The sequence below is a fragment of the Mesorhizobium sp. B2-3-10 genome, assembly GCF_006442275.1.
GTDB lineage: Bacteria > Pseudomonadota > Alphaproteobacteria > Rhizobiales > Rhizobiaceae > Mesorhizobium > Mesorhizobium australicum.
Genome location: NZ_VFVT01000003.1, coordinates 300,497 through 320,942 on the forward strand (window position 1 = coordinate 300,497; position 20,446 = coordinate 320,942).

The following is a 20,446-nucleotide window of genomic DNA, read 5'->3' on the forward strand; positions in this document are numbered from 1 at the left end:
AAGAGCGGGGTCAACAGTGAGGCGTAATCGTGCCGGACAAACCGGATCGGAATGCGATTGAAGTAGTAAACGTCAGCAAAATTTTCGGATCGGGTGAGGGGCAGGTCGCTGCCCTCGACAAGGTCTCGGTCTCCATTCGCGAGAACGAGTTTTTCACGCTGCTTGGGCCGTCCGGCTGCGGCAAGACCACTCTTTTGCGGCTGATCGCCGGATTCGATTTTCCAACAGCCGGCGAAATCCTGCTCTATGGCCAGGACATCGCGCCCTTGCCGCCGTTCAAGCGCCCGGTCAACACCGTCTTCCAGTCCTATGCGCTGTTCCCGCACATGACGGTGGCCGAGAACATCGGCTTCGGCCTGGAAATGCTGGGCAAGCCAAAGGATCAGATCAAGGCGCGCGTCGCCCAGATGCTGAAGCTGGTCAAGATGGAAGCGCTGAGCAATCGCCGCACCAGCCAGATCTCCGGCGGCCAGCAGCAGCGCGTAGCGCTGGCGCGGGCGCTCGCACCGCAGCCGAAGGTGCTGCTGCTCGACGAGCCGCTCTCCGCGCTCGACTACAAGCTGCGCAAGGAGATGCAGATCGAACTGAAGCGGCTGCAGCACGAGACCGGGATCACCTTCATCTTCGTCACCCACGACCAGGAGGAAGCGCTGACCATGTCGGACCGTATCGCCGTGATGTCGTCGGGCAAGATCCTTCAGGTCGGTTCGCCCTGGGACATCTACGACAAGCCGGCCGAACGTTTCGTTGCCGACTTCATTGGCGAGACCAACTTCTTGACCGCCGCCATCTCTGGCGTCAGCGATGGAAAGGCCCGCGCGACGCTCAAATCCGGGGCGATGATAAATGCCACGGTGGCGGAAGGCTTCCAGCCCAAGGACAACGCCACCGTGGTGGTGCGGCCCGAACATGCCAAGCTGACAACGACCAAGGGTGATCTTTCCGGAACGGTCGAAAACATCGTCTATTTCGGCACCGATACGCACATTCAGGTCCGCCTCGACAGTGGCGAGGCCTTCACGGTCCGCCAGCAGAACACCCGTAGCGCAGGCTGCGGTTTCGAGCAGGGCGACAAGGTCGGCATTGCCATTGGCAACGACGCCGCACAGGTGTTGAGGGACTGATGGCAGCCGCACTCTCAAAAGCCGCCTTGTTCGAAGCAGGTGCCGCCAAGGCCTCGGCACGGCGCAACCGATTGCTCTCCGTGCCGGCGCTGATCATCATCGGCATTTTCGGCGTGCTGCCGCTCATCATCATATGCGTTTATTCGTTTCTCCAGGCAGCGCCCTATGGCGGCGTGCAATGGCAGTTCTCGACCGACGCCTATCTGAACTTCCTGTTCCAGCGCGATATTTTCGATGACACGCTGCAGTTCACGCCGGACTTCCTGATCATCTACCTGCGCTCGTTCCTGTTCGCCGTGGTGACGACGGTCATCTGCCTGCTGCTTGGCTTTCCAACCGCCTACTTCATGGCGACACGGCCGCCGGCGCAGCGCAACTGGTGGGTGCTTTTGATCACTATTCCGTTCTGGTCGAACCTTTTGGTGCGTACGCTGGCGATCATGTTCATCATCCGCGACGAAGGACTGGTCAACAATGCGCTGATGGCGTTGGGTGTGATCGATAAGCCGATCACGATGCTCTATACTAATTTCGCTATCCAACTCGGCCTGCTCTATTCCTTTCTGCCGTTCATGATCCTGCCGCTTTATTCAAGCCTGGAAAAAATGGATTTCCGGCTGGTTGAGGCCGGCTATGACCTTTACGCCACCCGTCGCAAAGTGTTGTGGCGCGTGATCATCCCGCTGTCGTTGCCCGGCATCATCGCCGGCTGCCTGCTCGTCTTCATCCCGGCACTCGGCGCCTACGTCACGCCGCTGATCCTTGGTGGCGGCATCCATCTGATGATAGGGGATCTCATCGCCCAGCAATTCGGCTCGGGACGCAACTGGCCGCTCGGCTGCGCGCAAGCGCTGATCCTGATGGCCGCGGTGCTCGTGGCGCTGTACTTCTACGTTCGCAACACGTCGGGGAAGGTGCAGCATGGCTGATCCCCGCAACGTAGATATCAAGGATCAGCCGGGGTTCCGCACGATCGCCATCATATGCGTTGGCGTGCTTTACGTGCCGATCCTGATCCTGATGATCTTTTCGTTCAACACGGGTTCGCTTGTCACCCATTGGGAGGGCGTCGGCCTGACTTGGTACGGCACCGCACTGCTCAATGAGGAATTTCACAACGCCGCCGAGAACACGCTGATCATCTCGGTGAGCGCGACGATCGTTTCGACGATCTGCGCCACGCTGGCGGCGATCGGCATGACCCGGGTGAAGCCGTGGCGTGGCCTTCCGGCCGCCTTCATGGTCATAAACCTGCCGCTGATGGTTCCCGAGATCATAACCGCGGTGGCGACATTGTCCTTCTTCGCCCTGATCGCCGGGGCCTTCGGCCTGAATTTCGGCATCGGCAATCTGATCCTCGCCCATACCGTGTTCTGCATCCCCTTCGCCTACATGCCGATCCGGGCACGTCTCGAGGACATGGACCTGACGCTCGAATCCGCCGCGGCCGATCTCTACGCCACGCCCTGGCATGCGTTCCGGCGCATAACACTTCCCTTGCTTGTTCCCGGTATAATGTCGGGTGCGGCGCTCGCCTTTATCGTCTCCTTCGACGATTTCACCATCACGCAGCTCGTCGCCGGCCCCGGCCAGACGACCTTACCTCTCTACATCTGGAACCAGATCAGGCGGCCGATGACGCCGGAGATCAATGCCATCTCCACCATCCTGCTGTTGGTCTCGATCCTCTTCGTCTCGGTATCATTCCTGATCGCGCGCAGACGCGCCAAGTGACCAAAAGCTCCACGACAAACAATGGGAAGGCAAGGAGAACAAAAATGTCTAGAAAGTTGATGGCGGCCGTTTCGACGGCCGTGCTTATGTGGGCAGTGCCGGCACTCGCCGATGGCGAGCTGCACATCTACAATTGGGGTGACTATACCAATCCCAAGCTGGTCGAAAAGTTCGAGAAACAGTACAACGTCAAGGTTACGCTGGACGATTATGATTCCAACGAAACCATGCTGTCGAAGGTGCGCGCCGGCAATTCCGGTTACGACATCGTCGTGCCGTCCGACTACACGGTGAAGATTATGGTCGACGAAGGGCTGCTCGAAAAGACAGAGCCCAACGCGATGCCGAACGGCAAGAACATCGATCCGCGTTTCGTCGACGTCTATTGGGACAGCGGCCGTCACTACACCGCGCCGTGGCAGTTTGGCACCACGGCATTCGCGGTCAACACAGACAAGTTCAAGGGCAATATCGACACGCTGGCCATCCTCTTCGACCCGCCGGCGGAGCTGAAGGGCCAGATCAATATGCTCGACGATGTCAACACTGTCATGCATGCGGCCGAGCGTTATGCCGGCGTGCCGCGCTGCGGTGCCGACAAGGCCAATCTGAAGAAGGTCAACGACATCCTGATGGCCGCCAAGCCGTCATGGAAGACCTTCAGCTACGACACCATCACCAAGATCACCTCCGGCGACGTGATCGTGACGGAGCAGTGGAATGGCGCGACCTATCGCTCGCGGCAGAAAATCCCGGCCATCAAATACGCCTACCCCAAGGAGGGCATCGAGGGCTGGATGGACAATGTCGCGGTGCTGAAGGGCGCCAAGAACCTCGACAATGCCAAGCTGTTCCAGGACTTTATCATGGCTCCGGAAAACGCTGCGCTGATCTCGGAATTCGCCGGTTACGACAACGGCATTGCGGGCAGCCACAAGTTCCTGCAGCCGGATTTCGCCAATTCGCCGGAACTCAATCCGCCGGCAGGCGCGCCGGTAGCGGAATTCGTTCCGCCCTGTCCGCCAGATGTGGTGGAGATTTACAACAAGATCTGGACCAATTTGCGCAAATAGGTTCGGTCTAAAGTCCAGCGGGAGGGAGGCTTCGGCCTCCCTTCTTTGCGCTTACGGGGAGGGTTCCATGACATCTTACCGCAACAGCGATCCGCGGCCGCCTATCATGCAAGGCTCGCCGCCCGCCATGCTGCCGCCGAGGCTCGACTGGGACAGGCCGCCCTGGAACCGCTGGGCTTTCCAGCACATACGGGAAATTCTGCCGACCGTGGAAGTCTGGCGCGGCGCTGGCCATCGCCACCGTCTCGAACGCGCCGAGGTCGATCTCGACGGGCTAGCGGTCGAGGACAGCGAGGGCAGGCCTTCGACACTCGCCGGCTTGCTCGACGAGACCTATACGGACGGCTTCCTGGTGCTCAAGGACGGCAGGATAGCCTATGAGCGCTATTTCAACGGCATGGACGAGCGCACGCTGCACCTGTCGCAGTCGATGGCCAAGTCGGTCACCGGCTCGGTGTTCGGGATATTGGCCGGGCGCGGCCTGATCGATCCGGCGAAGCCAGTGACGGACTACCTGCCGGAACTGAGCGCGACCGGGTGGGCCGGCGCCAGCGTCCAGCATGTGCTTGATATGACCACCGGCGTGCGGTTTTCGGAGGAATACACCGACCGCTATTCCGACATCGGCCAGGTCGATGTCGCCACCGGCTGGAAGCCGGTGCCACCGGGCAGCGATCCGGATTTCCGCTGGCCATCGCACATGTTCGAACTGATCCTGGGCTTGAAGGACACGGTTCGCCCGCATGGAGCCACGTTCGAATATCGCTCGATCGAGACGGACGTGCTCGCCTTCATCATGGAACGGGTGACCGGCAAGCGGCTGGCGCAACTCGTCTCGGAAGAACTTTGGCAAAAGCTCGGGGCTGACGAAAGCGCCTGCTTCACCGTCGACAGCGCCGGCTATGCGCTGGCCGATGGCGGCTTCAACGCGACGCTGCGCGACTACGCCCGCTTTGGCCAGCTGATCCTCGACAATGGCGGCGGCATCGTGCCGGCGGACTGGATCGAGGCGACGCGTACCGGCAGGCATGGTCCGGATTTCTCGGCCAGCCTGCCCGAGGGCAGCTATCGCAACCAGTTCTGGATCGAGAATCCCAGCTCGCGGGCACTGATGTGCCGTGGCGTGTTCGGACAGTTGATCCATATCGACTGGAACACAGGAATAGTCGTGGTGAAGCTGTCGACCTGGCCGGATTTCAGCAACATGGCCTATTCCAGGGCAACGCTGAAGGCCGTGCACGCCATCGCCGCGGCGCTTGCCTGAGCTTCATGACCAATGGACTGGGAGGAAACGCCATGACCGGCAAGACCGCGTTCGAGACTCGATACGGATTCCGCCGCAACGAGGTGCTGCTCGGCAACTGGCGTGTGAGCCCGTTCAATCGGTGGTCGTTCCAGAATCTCGGCGAACTGGTGCCGACCGCCCGGGTGGCGGCAGCGCCCGGCGCCGCAGAAGCCCCTCGGCGAGACATGGACGGCTTGCTCGGGGAAAAGGTCACGGTCGCGACTGCACCGGAGACGGTGGCTGAATTCCTCCTGCGCTCCAGCACCGACGCCCTGACGGTGATGAAAGGCGGCAAGATCATTGGCGACTGGTTCGCGCCGCATATGGAGTTTGGCGCGCGCCACATCATCTTCTCGATCAGCAAATCGGTGACCGCGATCATCGCCGGCATACTGGAAGGCGAGGGCGTGTTCGACCCTGAAGCGCCGGTGACGGACTATATCCCGGAAGCAGCCGGCTCGGCCTATGGCGATGCAAGCGTTCGGCATGTGCTCGACATGAGCGTCAGCCTCGACTTCGAGGAGGCCTATCTCGATCCGGAAAGCGCCTTCGCCCGCTATCGCCGCGCGACGCTGTGGAATCCGGGCGGCGGCACCGAAAGCCTGCGTGAATTCATCCTTACCCTGCAGCGGCTTGCCGAGCCGCATGGCCAGACCTTCCGCTACCGCTCGCCCAATTCCGACCTGCTCGGCCTGCTGCTCGAGCGCGCCTCGGGCCAGCGCTTCACCGACCTGATGCGTGAGAAACTGTGGCTGCCGCTTGGCGCCCTCGGCGAGGCCTCTGTCGGCGTCGACATGGAAGGCACGGCACGCACCGCCGGCGGCATTTCGGTGACGCCGCGTGACCTGGCGCGCATCGGCGAGATGATGCGGCAGGGCGGCACCGCCAATGGCCGCCGCATCGTGCCCGAGGCCTGGGTGCGCGACACCACCAGCACCGGCGGCAGCTCGGAAGCTTGGCGGCGCGGTGCCATGCTGCCGCTGTTCCCGAAAGGCCGCTACCGCAACAAATGGTATCAGACCGGCTTCGAAAATGGCGCGTATTGCGGCATCGGCATCCATGGCCAGTGGCTTTATGTCGATCCCAGCACCGAAGTGGTGATCGCCAAGATGTCGTCGCAGCCGGAGCCGGTCGACGATCCGCTGGATATCGAGATCGTTGCGTTTTTCGAGGCGCTGAGCCGGATGGTCTAAGTGGGCAGTCGCGTGCGATTGGTGATGTCGGCGCTGCCCCTCATCCGCCTGCCGGCACCTTCTCCCCGTATAGTGACGGGGAGAAGGGATCTGGTCGCTACGCCGGCGCCCCTTTGCACCGTTGGCGATTGGCGAAATCGGCGATGACAGCGCCCTCTCCCCGTCACTATACGGGGAGAGGATGCCGGCAGGCAGGTGAGGGGCGGCGCAGACATCTCAGTATCAGCAAATTCCTGCGGTACCCAGATCCGGTGAACGCATCGCGTTTTCCTGTGGACCTCCGCCGCCGTTGAAAACGTCGCGGTTGGCGGACCTGATGTCTGCGCTTATGGTCGCCGCTCTTTTCGACGAGAGTGGGAAGACATGGCATCCGACATCAAGCGCATCGCAGCCATCATCGCGGCCGAAATCAAGGCGCGGCCGGAACAGGCGGCCGCGGCGATCGGACTGCTCGATGAGGGGGCGACGGTGCCGTTCGTGGCACGCTACCGCAAGGAAGTGACCGGCGGGCTGGACGACACGCAATTGCGCGACCTTGCCGAGCGTCTTGTGTATCTGCGCGAACTCGACGCCCGCCGCGACACCATCCTGGGCTCGATCCGCGAGCAGGGCAAGCTGACGCAAGAGCTTGAAACCAAGATCGCGGGCGCCGCGACCAAGGCGGAGCTCGAGGACATATACCTGCCCTACAAGCCGAAGCGCCGCACCAAGGCCGAGATCGCCCGCGAGCGTGGATTGGGGCCGCTGGCCGAAGCCATTCTCAACAACCGTGCGCTGGTGCCCGCGGACGTCGCGCTCGCCTATGTCACCGGCGAGGTGGCCGATGCGAAGGCGGCGCTCGAGGGCGCGCGCGACATCCTGTCGGAGCAATTCGCCGAAAACGCCGATCTGGTCGGCAAGCTGCGCAGCTACATGAAGGAGCGCGCCTTCCTGCGCGCCAGGGTGGTCGACGGCAAGCAGGAGGCCGGCGCGAAATTCTCCGACTATTTCGACCATGTCGAACGTTGGGCGACCGTGCCGAGCCACCGCGCGCTCGCCATGCTGCGCGGCCGCAACGAGGAGGTGCTGTCGCTCGACATCGAGGTGGATGCCGATGACGGCTCGCCGGTGAAGCCGGTCGAGCGGATGATCGCCAACGCCTACGCCATCGGTGCCAGCCTGCCCGGCGACCGCTGGCTGATGGAAGTGGCAGGCTGGACCTGGCGCATCAAACTGTCGCTGCACCTGACGCTCGACCTGATGCGCGACCTGCGCGAGCGGGCCGAGGAAGAAGCGATCCATGTCTTTGCCCGTAACCTCAAGGATCTGCTGCTGGCGGCTCCCGCCGGCTCGCGGCCGACGATGGGGCTCGATCCCGGCATCCGCACCGGCGTCAAGGTGGCGGTGGTCGATGGCACCGGCAAGCTGCTGGCGACGACGACGGTCTATCCGTTTCCGCCGAGGAACGATGTGCGTGGCACGCAGGCCGAACTTGCGGCGCTTATCCGCCAGCACAAGGTCGAGCTGATCTCGATCGGCAACGGCACCGGCAGCCGCGAGACGGAGAAGCTGGTCGCCGACATGCTGTCCGACATGCCTTCGGCCGGCGGCCCGAAGCCGCTCAAGGTGATCGTCAGCGAGGCGGGAGCGTCGGTCTATTCGGCCTCGGCGACGGCTGCCGCCGAGTTCCCCGGCCTCGACGTGTCGCTGCGCGGCGCGGTGTCGATCGCGCGACGGCTGCAGGATCCGCTGGCCGAACTGGTCAAGATCGAGCCGAAATCCATCGGCGTCGGCCAGTATCAGCACGATGTCGACCAGTACCGGCTCGGCCGCTCGCTGGAAGCGGTGGTGGAGGACGCCGTCAACGCGGTCGGCGTCGACCTCAACACCGCCTCGGCGCCGTTGCTGGCGCGGGTTTCAGGCCTCGGCGCGTCGCTCGCCGATGCAATCGTCGCGCATCGCGATGCGACCGGCCCGTTCGCCAGCCGCAAGGATCTGCTGAAGGTGGCACGGCTTGGACCGCGCGCGTTCGAGCAGTCCGCCGGCTTCCTGCGCATCGCCAATGGCAGCGAACCGCTCGATGCCTCGTCGGTGCATCCGGAGGCCTATGGCGTGGCCAAGAAGATCGTCGCCGCCTGCGGCCGCGACGTGCGTTCGCTTTTGGGCGACAGTGCCGCGCTCAAGGCGCTCGACCCGCGCGTCTTCGTCGACGAGCGGTTCGGCTTGCCGACGGTGCGCGACATTCTGGCGGAGCTGGAGAAGCCCGGCCGCGATCCGCGTCCCGGCTTCAAGACGGCGACCTTCGCCGATGGCATCGACGAGATCAAGGATTTGAAGCCCGGCATGCTGCTGGAAGGCACCGTAACCAATGTCGCCGCTTTCGGCGCCTTCGTCGATATAGGCGTGCACCAGGACGGGCTGGTGCATGTCTCGCAGCTCGCCGACCGCTTCATCAAGGACGCGCATGAGGTGGTCAAGGCCGGCGACGTGGTCAAGGTGCGCGTCGTCGATGTCGACATCAAGCGCAAGCGTATCGCGCTCTCCATGCGTAAGGATGGCGGCGAGGGGGGTGCATCGAAGGGCGGGCCGCGCGACAATGGCGGCGGCAGGCCGGCGCCACGCGGGCCTACGCCGCAACGCCAGCCGGAGCGGCCGGCACAGCAAGGTGCGTTCGGCGCCGCGCTGGCGGACGCGCTGAAGCGAAAGTAGCTACCACGCCAGAACAGCCGGCTCCTTCTCAAGCTGGCCGAGCAGCCAGTCCCGGAAACTGGCAACCGGCGGATAGCCGCGCTTGTCGTGAGGAATGACAAGGTAATAGGCGCTGCGGCTCTGCATCGGCTGGCCAGGCGCGGGCACAAGCTGGCCGCGCTGCAGTTCGCCCTCGATGAGGATCTGCGGCAAGAGCGCCACGCCAAGGCCCGCCATGCAAGCCTGGGCGGCGGTGGCGAACTGCTCGAACTGCATGCCAGGCCCGGTCGGCGCGCTCAGGCCCTGATGCTCGAACCATTCGCTCCAGGCCCCGGGGCGCGTCGTCATGTGCAGCAGCGGCAAGCGGCCGATGTCGGCCGGCGTAGCGATGGCGCGGCCGGCGAGGAAGTCGGGCGACACCACCGGCGCCACCGTCTCGCGCACCAGAAGCGTCGAGTCGGCGTCCGGCCAGTCCGGCAGGCCGTAGTGGATGGCGGCATCCAACCGTTCGCGAGCGAAGTCGAAGCGCCCGACGCGGGTGACGAAGTTGATGGTGATGTCGGGATTGTTCTCGACGAAATCGGGGATCATCGGCATCAGCCAACGCGTGCCGAAAGTCGGCAGAATGGCAAGATTCAAGATGCCACTATGCCGATTGCTCATCAATCCAAGGGCTGCGTCACGCAACTGGCCAAGCGCCGAGCGTACCGCTTCGGCGTAGATTTCACCTGCCGTGGAGAGCCTTACATTGCGGCTGTCGCGTTCAAACAGCTGCCGGCCGAACTGATCTTCCAAAAGCCTGACCTGGCGGCTGACCGCGCCCTGGGTCAGGTCCAATTCCTGGGCGGCGGAGGTGAAGGAGCCAAGCCGCGCCACGGCCTCGAAGGCGGCAAGGGCGCTGATGTTGGGCAAAAGGCGGCGCTGGACACTCATGATCCATTCCTAACGCTCATTGATCCGCGAAGCAATTTCGTTTGATTTTTTCAGGCCACGAGCCGATAAGCCGGGCTTCACCTGTTTCAAGGATCGAGAAGCCATGGCCGACAAGAATGCATTCGTGTGGGAAGACCCGTTCCTGATCGAGGACCAGCTTTCGGAAGACGAGCGCATGGTGCGCGATGGCGCTGCCGCCTTTGCCGCCGACAAGCTCGCGCCGCGTATCGAGGAAGCCTATCTCAACGAGACCTTCGACACGGCGATCTTCCGCGAGATGGGCGAGGCCGGCCTGCTCGGCATCAACATTCCGGAAGAGTTCGGTGGCCTCGCCGCCAGCTATGTCACCTACGGTCTGGTGGCGCGGGAAGTCGAACGCGTCGATTCCGGCTATCGCTCGATGATGTCGGTGCAGTCGTCGCTGGTGATGTACCCGATCCATGCCTATGGCTCGGACGAACAGCGCAGGAAATATCTGCCCAAGCTCGCTAGCGGCGAATGGATCGGCTGCTTTGGTCTGACCGAGCCGGATGCCGGTTCCGATCCCGGCGGCATGAAGACCCGCGCCGAAAAGACCGCCAGCGGCTACACGCTCTCCGGCTCCAAGATGTGGATTTCCAACGCGCCGGTCGCCGACGTGTTCGTCGTATGGGCCAAGTTGAAGGGCGAGAACGGCAAGGACGAGATCCGCGGTTTCGTGCTGGAGAAAGGCATGAAAGGGCTATCGGCGCCGAAGATCGGCGGCAAGCTGTCGCTGCGCGCTTCGATCACCGGCGAAGTGGTGATGGAAGGCGTCGAGGTCGGCGAGGACGCGCTGCTACCCAACGCCAAGGGCCTCGGTGGACCCTTCGGCTGCCTCAACCGGGCCCGCTACGGCATCTCCTGGGGTTCCATGGGAGCGGCGGAAGATTGCTGGCATCGCGCTCGCCAATATGGGCTTGACCGCAAGCAGTTCGGCAAGCCGCTGGCCGGCACGCAGCTCTACCAGAAGAAGCTCGCCGACATGCAGACCGAGATCGCTCTGGGGTTACAGGCCTCCTTGCGCGTCGGGCGCCTGCTCGATGAAGGCAAGATGGCGCCGGAAATGATCTCGATCGTCAAGCGCAACAATTGCGGCAAGGCGCTCGACATCGCCCGCCAGGCCCGCGACATGCATGGCGGCAACGGCATCCAGATCGGCTATCACGTCATGCGCCACGCGCAGAACCTGGAAACCGTCAACACCTACGAAGGCACGCATGACGTGCACGCGCTGATCCTGGGACGGGCGCAGACGGGGATACAGGCGTTCTTTTGAGCGACTTAAGCCGGCAAGCGGTTCTTTAATTTAGGTGCACCGCAACATCCGCTTGGAGAATGGCGGCCAGGTGTGTCAGGGTTCGGCTGATGAAACGCCGATCTCCGGGGCCCCATGGCAATTCTGGCAGCCGTCTACCACCTGACCCACTATAAATACGACCGGCCGGTGGTTCTCGGGCCCCAAATCATCAGGCTGCAGCCGGCACCGCATTCCCGCACCAAGGTGTTGAGCCATTCGCTCAAGGTCGAGCCGGCGAACCACTTCGTCAATCTGCAGCAGGATCCTTACGGCAACTTCCTCGCCCGTTTCGTCTTTCCGGAGCCGGTGACGGAGCTGAAGATCGAGGTCGACCTCGTCGCCGACATGACCGTCTACAATCCGTTCGACTTCTTCGTCGAACCGTCGGCCGAGGCGTTCCCGTTCGACTATCCCGAGGAGATCCGTGACGACCTCGCCATCTACCGGATGCCGGAGCGGGCCGGGCCGCTGCTCCAGGCGTTTCTGAAAACTGTCGACCGCAGCGCGCCCAACACGGTCAATTTCCTCGTCGATCTCAATGCCCGCCTGCAGCGCGAGATCGCCTATATCGTGCGCATGGAAACCGGCGTCTTCTCACCGGAGGAAACGCTGGCAGCGGCCAAGGGCTCCTGCCGCGATTCAAGCTGGCTCCTGGTGCAGATCCTGCGCAATCTCGGCATCGCCGCGCGCTTCGTCTCGGGCTATCTGATCCAGCTCAAGCCCGATCTTGTCGCGCTGGATGGGCCGGCCGGCACAGCGGTCGATTTCACCGACCTGCATGCCTGGTGCGAGGTCTATCTTCCTGGCGCCGGCTGGATCGGGTTCGATCCGACCTCGGGCCTGCTCACCGGCGAAAGCCATGTGCCACTGGCCGCCACGCCGCATTTCCGCAATGCGGCGCCTATTTCCGGCATGGCGAGCTTTGCCAATGTCGAGTTCGGCTTCGAGATGCGGGTCGACCGCATCGCCGAGCATCCGCGCATCACCAAGCCGTTCTCCGACGAGAGCTGGCAGGCGCTCGACGCGCTCGGCAACAAGGTCGATGCCGCGCTCGCGGCCGGGGATGTGCGGCTGACCATGGGAGGCGAGCCGACCTTCGTCTCGATAGACGATTTCGAGGCCGCCGAATGGAACACCGCCGCCGTTGGGCCAACCAAGCGCGAAAAGGCCGATGCGTTGATCCGCAGGCTGCGCGAGCGTTTCGCGCCCGGCGGTTTTCTCCACTACGGCCAAGGCAAGTGGTATCCCGGTGAAAGCCTGCCACGCTGGACGTTTTCGCTCTTTTGGCGCGCCGACGGCGAGCCGGTGTGGAGCGACCCGTCGCTGATCGCGCGGGAAGATAGTTCGGCTGATATCGGGCCGAAACAAGCCGAAAGCCTGCTGACGGCGATCGCCGGCGAACTCGGCATCGACACGTCCATGGTCAGCGAAGCCTATGAGGATCCGGCCGAATGGCTGCTCAAGGAAGGCAAGCTGCCCGAGAATGTCGACCCGTCGAATTCGAAACTCGAAGATCCGGAGGAACGCAGCCGCATGGCGCGTGTCTTCGAACGCGGGCTGACCAAGCCGTCCGGCTATGTGCTGCCGGTGCAACGCTGGAACAGCCAGGCCTCCGATCCGCGCTGGCGCTCGGAGAAATGGAAGACGCGGCGCGGCCGGCTGTTCCTGGTCCCGGGCGATTCCCCGGTCGGCTATCGTCTCCCACTGGGCACGCTGCCCTATGTGCCGTCGGCGCAATTCCCCTACATCGTGCCCGTCGATCCGTCGCTGCCGCGTGGCCCGCTGCCGGTGCGCGAAGCGATCTTGCCAGCGGCCGCTCCTGCGGAACTCGAAGGCGCCGACGAAATGGCCCGTCGCCAACAGGCAGCCTCGTTCACGGCGACGACCGGCCAGCAGGAGCGCGTCGAGCAGGAGATCACCGAGATCGGCGGCGCGGTGCGCACGGCACTTTCGGTCGAACCGCGTGACGGCAGGCTGTGCGTGTTCATGCCGCCGGTCGAGGCGCTCGAGGATTACCTAGAGCTCGTCGCCGCGGCCGAGAACGCGGCAAAGGCAATTGGCCTTCCCGTGCACATCGAGGGCTACGGTCCGCCGCATGACCCGCGCCTTAACGTCATCCGCGTGGCACCCGATCCCGGCGTCATCGAGGTCAACATCCACCCAGCCTCCAACTGGCAGGACTGCGTGGCGACAACGACGGCGATCTACGACGAGGCGCGGCAGACGCGGCTCGGCGCCGACAAGTTCATGATCGACGGCCGCCACACCGGTACCGGAGGCGGCAACCATGTCGTGGTCGGCGGCGCCACGCCCAATGACAGCCCATTCCTGCGCCGGCCCGACCTGCTGAAGAGCCTGGTGCTGCAATGGCAGCGGCATCCCTCGCTGTCCTATCTGTTCTCCGGCCTGTTCATCGGCCCGACCAGCCAGGCGCCGCGCTTCGACGAGGCGCGCCACGACTCTCTTTACGAGCTTGAAATCGCGATGGCGCAGGTGCCGCATCCCGACCAGGGTGCCGCACCCTTGCCGTGGCTGGTCGACCGGTTGTTCCGCAACCTGTTGACCGACGTCACCGGCAATACGCATCGCTCGGAAATCTGCATCGACAAGCTGTTTTCCCCGGATGGTCCGACTGGCCGGCTTGGCCTTGTCGAATTCCGCGGATTCGAGATGCCGCCCAATGCGCGCATGTCTCTGGCGCAGCAATTGCTGGTGCGGGCCATCATCGCCCGCGCGTGGAAGAACCCGCTCGACGGGCGCTTCGCGCGCTGGGGCACCTCGCTGCATGATCGCTTCATGCTGCCGCACCATGTCTGGGCGGACTTTCTCGACGTGCTCGACGACCTCAAGCTCAATGGTTTCGAATTCCGGCCCGAATGGTTCGATGCCCAGCTCGAATTCCGCTTTCCCTTCTGCGGTGAGGTGCAGCATGCCGGGATCAAGCTGGAGCTCAGGCAAGCGCTGGAACCATGGCACGTGATGGGCGAGCAGGGCGCGATCGGCGGCACCGTGCGCTTCGTCGATTCCTCGGTCGAACGGCTGCAGGTCAGGACCGAAGGCCTCAATCCGGAGCGTCATGCGATCGTCTGCAACGGCCGCATCGTGCCGATGAGGATTACCGACAACAGAGAGGTCGCGGTCGCCGGCGTGCGCTTCAAGGCCTGGCAGCCGGCCTCGGGCCTGCATCCGGCGCTGCCGGTCAACACGCCACTGGTGTTCGATATCTATGACCGCTGGTCCGGCAGGGCAATCGGCGGCTGCGTCTACCATGTCGCGCATCCCGGCGGGCGCAGCTACGATACTTTCCCGGTCAACGGCAACGAGGCGGAGGCACGGCGGCTCGCCCGCTTCGAACCGCGCGGCCACACACCCTCGGGCTATGTGTTGCGCGAGGAACAGCCGGCGGAAGATTTCCCGATGACCCTTGACCTCAGGCGTCCACCAAGACTGTGATCTGACATGGCAAAGGGGAATCACAAAAGGGTGCGCGGCAAGCCGCAGGCCCATAGCCTGCTGGAGCACTACCAGCCGATCGACGGCGTCGTCGACGAGATGGTCGACGCGTCAGGCAATCCCCGTCCGGTCTGGAAGCATTTTGTCGAAGCGCTGGACGACCTCGGGGCCGAAAAGCTCGGCCAGCGCTTCGCCCGCGCCGACCAGTATCTGCGCGATGCCGGTGTCTACTACCGCGTCTACGACAAAGCGGGCGCCAACGAGCGCGAATGGCCGCTGGCGCATATCCCCTTGCTCATCGAGGACAGCGAGTGGCAGGCGGTCAGCGCCGGCCTGGTGCAGCGCGCCGAACTGTTCGAGGAAATTGTTGCCGATATCCACGGGCCGAACCGGCTGGTCGAAAAAGGCATCCTGCCGGCAGGACTGATCGCGGCGAGCCCTGAGTATTTGCGGCCCGTGGTCGGCAGCAGGCCGGCCGGAGGGCATTTCCTGCACTTCTGCGCCTTCGAACTCGGCCGCGGTCCGGACGGCCGCTGGTGGGTGCTGGGCGACCGCACCCAGGCGCCTTCGGGCGCCGGCTTCGCGCTGGAAAACCGGGTCGCCACCACGCGCGCTTTGTCCGACATCTATGGCGAGATGCATGTGCACCGGCTCGCCGGCTTCTTCCGCCGCTTTCGCGATGCGCTGATCGGCATGGCAAAGGAGAGCGACGGCCGCGTCGCCATCCTGACGCCGGGGCCACTCAACGAGACCTATTACGAACACGCCTATATCGCCCGCTACCTCGGCATCATGCTGCTCGAAGGCGAGGACCTGACCGTTTCCGGCGGCAGGCTGATGGTGCGGACCGTGTCCGGCCTGATGCCCATCAGCGTGCTGTGGCGGCGGCTCGATGCCGCCTTCGCCGATCCGCTCGAGCTGCGCCCGGATTCGCAGATCGGTACGCCGGGGCTGGTCGAGGCGATCCGGCAAGGCACGGTGTCCACCGTCAATGCGCTGGGCTCGGGCCTGATGGAGACGCGCGCGCTGCTCGCCTTTCTGCCCAAGATCGCGCGCGAATTGTGGGGCGAGGAGCTGCTTTTGCCCAGTGTGGCGACATGGTGGTGCGGGCAGGAGACGGAGCGCGCCCATGTGCTCGCCAATATCGACCGCATGGTGGTCGGCCCGGCGCTGTCGACAAGACTTGCCTTCGAAGATGACGGACAGACGAAGCTCGGCTCGGCGCTGTCGGTCGGGGAGCGGGCGGAACTGGTGGCGCGCATCGAACGCGACGGCGAGGCCTTCGTCGGCCAGGAGGCGGTGACGCTTTCGACGACGCCGGTCTATGTCGGCGGCTGGCTGGAACCGCGGCCGGCGAGCCTGCGCGTCTATCTGGCGCGTACGCCCGAGGGCTGGACGGTGATGCCGGGCGGGTTTGCGCGCGTCGGCCTATCGCTCGACCCGACGGCGATCGCCATGCAGCGCGGCGGCCAGGCGGCTGATGTCTGGGTGGTCAGCGACAGACCCGTGGAGCGCGAGACGCTGCTGCCGCAGGAGAGCGACAGCTTCAACCGGACGAGGCCCGGTAGCCTGCCCAGCCGCGCGGCGGAAAACCTGACCTGGCTCGGCCGCTACATCGAACGCTCAGAAGACACGGTGCGTATCCTGCGCGCCTATCACGTGCGGCTCGCCGAAACGTCCGATCCGGACATGCCGCTGCTGGCCGATATCAGGGACTATCTCGAACCGTTCGGCATCGATGTCGAAACGGCGATCCCGCCAGGGCTGATCGGCACGCTCGACAGCGCGGTGTACAGCGCCGGCCAGATCCGCGATCGTTTCTCGCCGGATGGCTGGCTGGCGCTCAAGGATTTGTCCAAGACCATCCATCAGTTCGCCACGACGGTGGCGCCGGGGGACGATGCGACGCGGGCCATGACCGTGATCCTGCGCAAGCTTGCCGGATTCTCGGGCCTTTTGCATGAGAACATGTACCGCTTCGCTGGCTGGCGTTTCCTCGAGATCGGCCGGCGGCTGGAGCGCGGCATCCAGATCGCCAGCACGCTGGCCCGACTGACCAGCAGCAAGGCGCCGGACGGGGCGCTGGACATGATGCTGGAGATCGGCGACAGCGTGATGACCCATCGACGGCAATATCCGGTGCAGGCCGGCCGGCGCACGGTGATCGATCTCCTGGCGCTCGATCCGCTCAATCCACGCTCCATCCTGTTCCAGCTCGAGAGGCTGAAAGCAGAGATAGGGCTGTTGCCGGCGACCGGCGGCGAGGGGCACATGTCGGCGGCGGCCAAGGAGATCCTGCAGCTCAACACGTCCATCGCCATCAAGGAACCGGCAGACATGACGGTGAAGGCGTTGAACGATCTCGCGGGCGAAATAGGCGGGCTCTACAGCAGCCTCGCCAAAGCCTATTTCGGCTAGAAAGAGATGGCCATGCTGTACGACATCAGGCTTCTGCTCCACTACGACTATGCTGCCGCTGCTGGCGGCGGACGCCATCAGGTGCGCGTGCTGCCGTCGACCATTGACGGTGTGCAGCGTGTCATCGCCGCTTCGCTTTCTTTTTCACCGGCACCCAACGAACGGTCGGATTTTTCCGATTTCTTCGGCAACAATGTCACTTCGATCGCGTTTCGCGACGCCCATGACACGCTCGACATCAGGATGAGCGCGCGTGTGTCGGTGGCGCGGCCCGAGCCGGGGCTCGACGTGTCGCCCGATCTCGGCCGCCTTCGACAGGAGCTGGCCGCCGTGCGGTCGCTTGCGCCTGCCTCGCCGCACCATTTCCTGGCCGCCAGCAGCCATGCGGGCATTGATGCCGCGATCACCGCATTCGCGCGAGACAGCATCGGAAACTCGGCCGCAGGGACGGCGATGAACCTGTGCAATCGCATCCATCGCGATTTCACATACGATGACGAGGCGACCACGGTGCGGACCCGGGCCAGCGACGCCTTCCAGCTGAAGCGGGGCGTCTGTCAGGATTTCTCCCACATCATGATCGCCGGCTTACGCGGGCTTGGCATTCCGGCCGGCTATGTCAGTGGCTTCCTGCGCACCATTCCGCCCAAAGGCAAGCCCCGGCTGGAAGGCGCGGATGCCATGCATGCCTGGGTCAAGGTCTGGTGCGGGCGTGATGCCGGCTGGCAGGAGTTCGATCCGACCAATGGCATGCGGGCCTCCAACGACCATATCACCGTTGGTTACGGGCGCGACTATTCGGATGTGGCGCCCATCGTCGGCGTGCTGAAGACGACTGGCGGACAGGTCGGCGACCAGGCGGTCGACGTCATCCCGGTCGTGCTCGAAAAGGCGTGAAACGGGGAGGCAGTCGACGGCCTGGAAAGTGGCGCACGCAGTCCGCGAGATGACGGACGACCGCGACGGCCGGGATCCGCTGCTGGGCCGCATCGTCGAGGTCGACACGACCTACATGGGCGCGCCTCCGCGCAAGAAGAAGTCCAAGTTCCACCGCCATGTATGGAACCCGCCAGGCAGGGGTACGAAGCGGCCGGAGGTGGCCGTCGCAGCCAGCCGAGACGGCCGTGTGGCGGCGGCGGTGATCCCCAAGGGCGACAAAGGCGCCATCGCCCGCTTCCTCGACCGTTTCGTCTCAAAGGACGCCAGGATCATGTCGGACGATGACCGCGCGATAGCCAAGGCGGCCAAGGCTTTCGCGGGCCACGCGACCGTCATCCACGGCCAGGAGGAATTCGCCCGCGGCGATGTCCATTCGAACACCGTGGAGGGCTTGGCGTCGCAGCTGAAGCGCGCCCAACTCGGCGTGTTCCACTACATCAGCGAGACGCACCTGCAGCGCTATGTCGACGAAATCATCTTCAGGCGAAACCAGCGGGAGATTATCGTCAAGCAGTACGTCGAGGACGGGCCGAAGAGCAAAGAGATGGTCTACCGGAACTTCGAGATCCAGCTGCGTGACCTGCTGAAACGGGCGATCGGACGCCAATTGCGCAGATCGCAGATCGGCGGCATGGAATGGCCGGATCCGATCGCTCCGGGATACGCGGCCGCGCCTTCGGCGGCCTCGACCTAGCGATGAAAGCGTGACGAGTAGGGCGATGGCAGACACGGTTCTTCGCTTCGTGACGCATTCGACACACCCGCCCTTCGGCTACCGAAGCGGCGTATTCAAGGTAGCGTATGAGCTTCGTAGAACGCTGCCGCCTTTAACGCCACGTTTCGAAGACATGGCGGAGCAATTGAGCTGGTTCGAGACGAACCTCGCCGTTCCCACGCGCTTTTCGACATCTCGACACCCTCGCGCACAGGAAACGGCTATCTCGTGGATCAGGAGCAGCGCCAAAGAACACGTGCGGAGGCTTCGCTTGCTTGTAGCCTTGGTCGAAGAGCTTGGGCACACCGCGATCGACGAGATCAGGACGGAGCGACCCGGCTACGTGGTGTTTGAAGACGACCATCAGGTCGTCGCGCTGCCATTTGCGGACACTCCTCGCTGATGACCCCATCCAACAGCTAGCGAATAACTGCATCGATGCGGTCACTAGAGCAGCTCACCGGTTCACGGAAAAGGCAAGCCGATCCAAGTCTTTGATTTCGCGCAATTCCGGACGGAAAAGCCGTTTCACACTTTTCCTGTAAGTGCTTAGTCTGTATTCGCCTTAAGGGAGAATAGTCTTAGGCTGCCGCGCACAGGCATGAGGTTTGTCATTGAAAGCTGTCAGCGTCGTCATACCCGCCTACAATGCGGCGGCAACGATCGCTAAAACGCTGGCCTCGCTTGGCGGAGAGGCCGGGTTTATCGGCGAGGTCCTGCTGGTCGACGATCAATCGACCGATGGCACGGCCGATGCGGCCCGGCAGGCCGCGGCGCAATCATCCCTGCCTTTGCGTGTGCTGCCCGCCAGTTGCCGCGACGCCGGCGGCGCCCGCAACCTGGCGCTCGACGAGGCAGCCCATCCGTGGGTCTACCTGATCGACGCCGACGACCTGCACCTTCAGGGCGGCTTAAGCTCCTTGCTGTCGCAGGCGGAAACCCAGCCCAAGGCCGACATGATCGTCGGCGCCTTCCGGCGCAGGGTGAACGGCCAGGACCGGCAGATCAAGGTGCCAAACGGCTATACCGCGGCCTGCCTCACCAACGCCTCCGCCTACGTGAAGGGAGATATACGCTCGGTGGCGGTGGGCAGCGTGCTGGCTTCCCGGCGTCTCATCGGCGAGACGCGGTTCCCCGTCGGGCTCGCCTTCGACGAGGACACGCTGTTCTGGGCGCGGCTGATGAGCAAGGCGTCGCTGGTCATGATTCAGCGCCCCGTCATGATCTACGAAGTTTCAGCGGAGCGTTCGGACGATCGCTTCACGGTCAACCCGGTGCGGCGCTTCCTGGACTGGCGCCGGGAACTGCGTACGCTCACCGATTGCGGCATCCCGATTTCGGCACTGAAAGCCAGGGAGGGCCTCGTCGCGCTCAAGATCGCCCGTGTCCATTATGCGCGAGGCGACCTGGACATGGCCGCGCGCTTTCTCGCAATAGCCTCGGCGGCGCCGAAGCGGCGCTCGGAAGCCTGGCGCTGCCTGCGCTACAAATTCAAACTCGCGGCGCGGCGCCGGCTGTCCCTTCCGCCGACACAGATGCAGCGCGCATTGTAGGCCTGACCGCCGCCACCGGGGGCCTGACCGCCGCCACCGGG

The 20,446-nt window shown here is 64.0% G+C and carries 15 protein-coding genes; 14 read left to right on the forward strand and 1 reads right to left on the reverse strand.

The genetic code is table 11. The features are described 5' to 3' along the window. The first annotated feature begins 29 nt into the window (after window positions 1–29). The 7 genes from FJ943_RS11130 to FJ943_RS11165 all read left to right on the forward strand — a co-directional run bounded on the left by FJ943_RS11130 (window position 30) and on the right by FJ943_RS11165 (window position 9,097). Window positions 30–1,124 carry an ABC transporter ATP-binding protein gene (locus FJ943_RS11130; protein WP_140713486.1) on the forward strand — a complete coding sequence of 365 codons (1,095 nt, stop codon included), beginning with the start codon at window positions 30–32 and terminating at the stop codon, window positions 1,122–1,124. Further along, window positions 1,124–2,053: an ABC transporter permease gene (locus FJ943_RS11135; protein WP_246671855.1), complete on the forward strand. Its 930-nt coding sequence runs from the start codon at window positions 1,124–1,126 to the stop codon at window positions 2,051–2,053. Before FJ943_RS11130 ends, FJ943_RS11135 begins: the two co-directional genes overlap by 1 nt. Next, entirely contained in the window at window positions 2,046–2,858 is an 813-nt protein-coding gene (locus FJ943_RS11140; protein WP_140661826.1) for an ABC transporter permease, read from the forward strand. Before FJ943_RS11135 ends, FJ943_RS11140 begins: the two co-directional genes overlap by 8 nt. Before the next feature lie 44 nt (window positions 2,859–2,902). Continuing rightward, a complete protein-coding gene (locus tag FJ943_RS11145) occupies window positions 2,903–3,931 on the forward strand; it encodes an extracellular solute-binding protein (RefSeq protein ID WP_140661827.1) in 1,029 nt (342 codons plus the stop codon). Window positions 3,932–3,998: 67 nt separating this feature from the next. Beyond that, entirely contained in the window at window positions 3,999–5,195 is a 1,197-nt protein-coding gene (locus tag FJ943_RS11150) for a serine hydrolase (RefSeq protein WP_140713488.1), read from the forward strand. A gap of 32 nt (window positions 5,196–5,227) precedes the next feature. Continuing rightward, window positions 5,228–6,409: a serine hydrolase gene (locus FJ943_RS11155; protein ID WP_140721481.1), complete on the forward strand. Its 1,182-nt coding sequence runs from the start codon at window positions 5,228–5,230 to the stop codon at window positions 6,407–6,409. Between the two features lie 363 nt (window positions 6,410–6,772). After that, entirely contained in the window at window positions 6,773–9,097 is a 2,325-nt protein-coding gene (locus tag FJ943_RS11165) for a Tex family protein (RefSeq protein WP_140721484.1), read from the forward strand. Here the strand turns inward: FJ943_RS11165 and FJ943_RS11170 are convergent, their stop codons facing one another. After that, window positions 9,098–10,009 carry a LysR family transcriptional regulator gene (locus FJ943_RS11170; protein WP_140721487.1) on the reverse strand — a complete coding sequence of 304 codons (912 nt, stop codon included), beginning with the start codon at window positions 10,007–10,009 and terminating at the stop codon, window positions 9,098–9,100. A gap of 103 nt (window positions 10,010–10,112) precedes the next feature. Here FJ943_RS11170 and FJ943_RS11175 point away from each other — a divergent pair, with 103 nt between their 5' ends. The 7 genes from FJ943_RS11175 to FJ943_RS11205 all read left to right on the forward strand — a co-directional run bounded on the left by FJ943_RS11175 (window position 10,113) and on the right by FJ943_RS11205 (window position 20,405). After that, the gene (locus FJ943_RS11175) at window positions 10,113–11,306 is read left to right on the forward strand and encodes an acyl-CoA dehydrogenase (RefSeq protein WP_140661831.1); all 1,194 of its coding nucleotides are present in this window, start codon (window positions 10,113–10,115) and stop codon (window positions 11,304–11,306) included. Between the two features lie 114 nt (window positions 11,307–11,420). After that, window positions 11,421–14,780 (forward strand): transglutaminase family protein, encoded by a 3,360-nt coding sequence (locus FJ943_RS11180; protein WP_140721490.1) that lies wholly within the window; start codon window positions 11,421–11,423, stop codon window positions 14,778–14,780. A 6-nt stretch (window positions 14,781–14,786) separates the two neighbouring features. Beyond that, window positions 14,787–17,198, forward strand: a complete 2,412-nt coding sequence (locus FJ943_RS11185) for a circularly permuted type 2 ATP-grasp protein (RefSeq protein ID WP_140721493.1) — start codon at window positions 14,787–14,789, stop codon at window positions 17,196–17,198. A gap of 12 nt (window positions 17,199–17,210) precedes the next feature. Further along, complete coding sequence (locus FJ943_RS11190) at window positions 17,211–18,095, forward strand: transglutaminase family protein (protein WP_140721496.1); 885 nt, start codon at window positions 17,211–17,213, stop codon at window positions 18,093–18,095. Next, window positions 18,034–18,831: an IS1595 family transposase gene (locus FJ943_RS11195; protein WP_140721499.1), complete on the forward strand. Its 798-nt coding sequence runs from the start codon at window positions 18,034–18,036 to the stop codon at window positions 18,829–18,831. The genes FJ943_RS11190 and FJ943_RS11195 overlap by 62 nt, the downstream gene beginning before the upstream one ends. Window positions 18,832–18,856: 25 nt before the next feature. Continuing rightward, window positions 18,857–19,255, forward strand: a complete 399-nt coding sequence (locus FJ943_RS11200) for a hypothetical protein (RefSeq protein ID WP_015315943.1) — start codon at window positions 18,857–18,859, stop codon at window positions 19,253–19,255. A gap of 211 nt (window positions 19,256–19,466) precedes the next feature. After that, entirely contained in the window at window positions 19,467–20,405 is a 939-nt protein-coding gene (locus tag FJ943_RS11205; protein ID WP_015315944.1) for a glycosyltransferase family A protein, read from the forward strand. Window positions 20,406–20,446 lie beyond the last annotated feature (41 nt).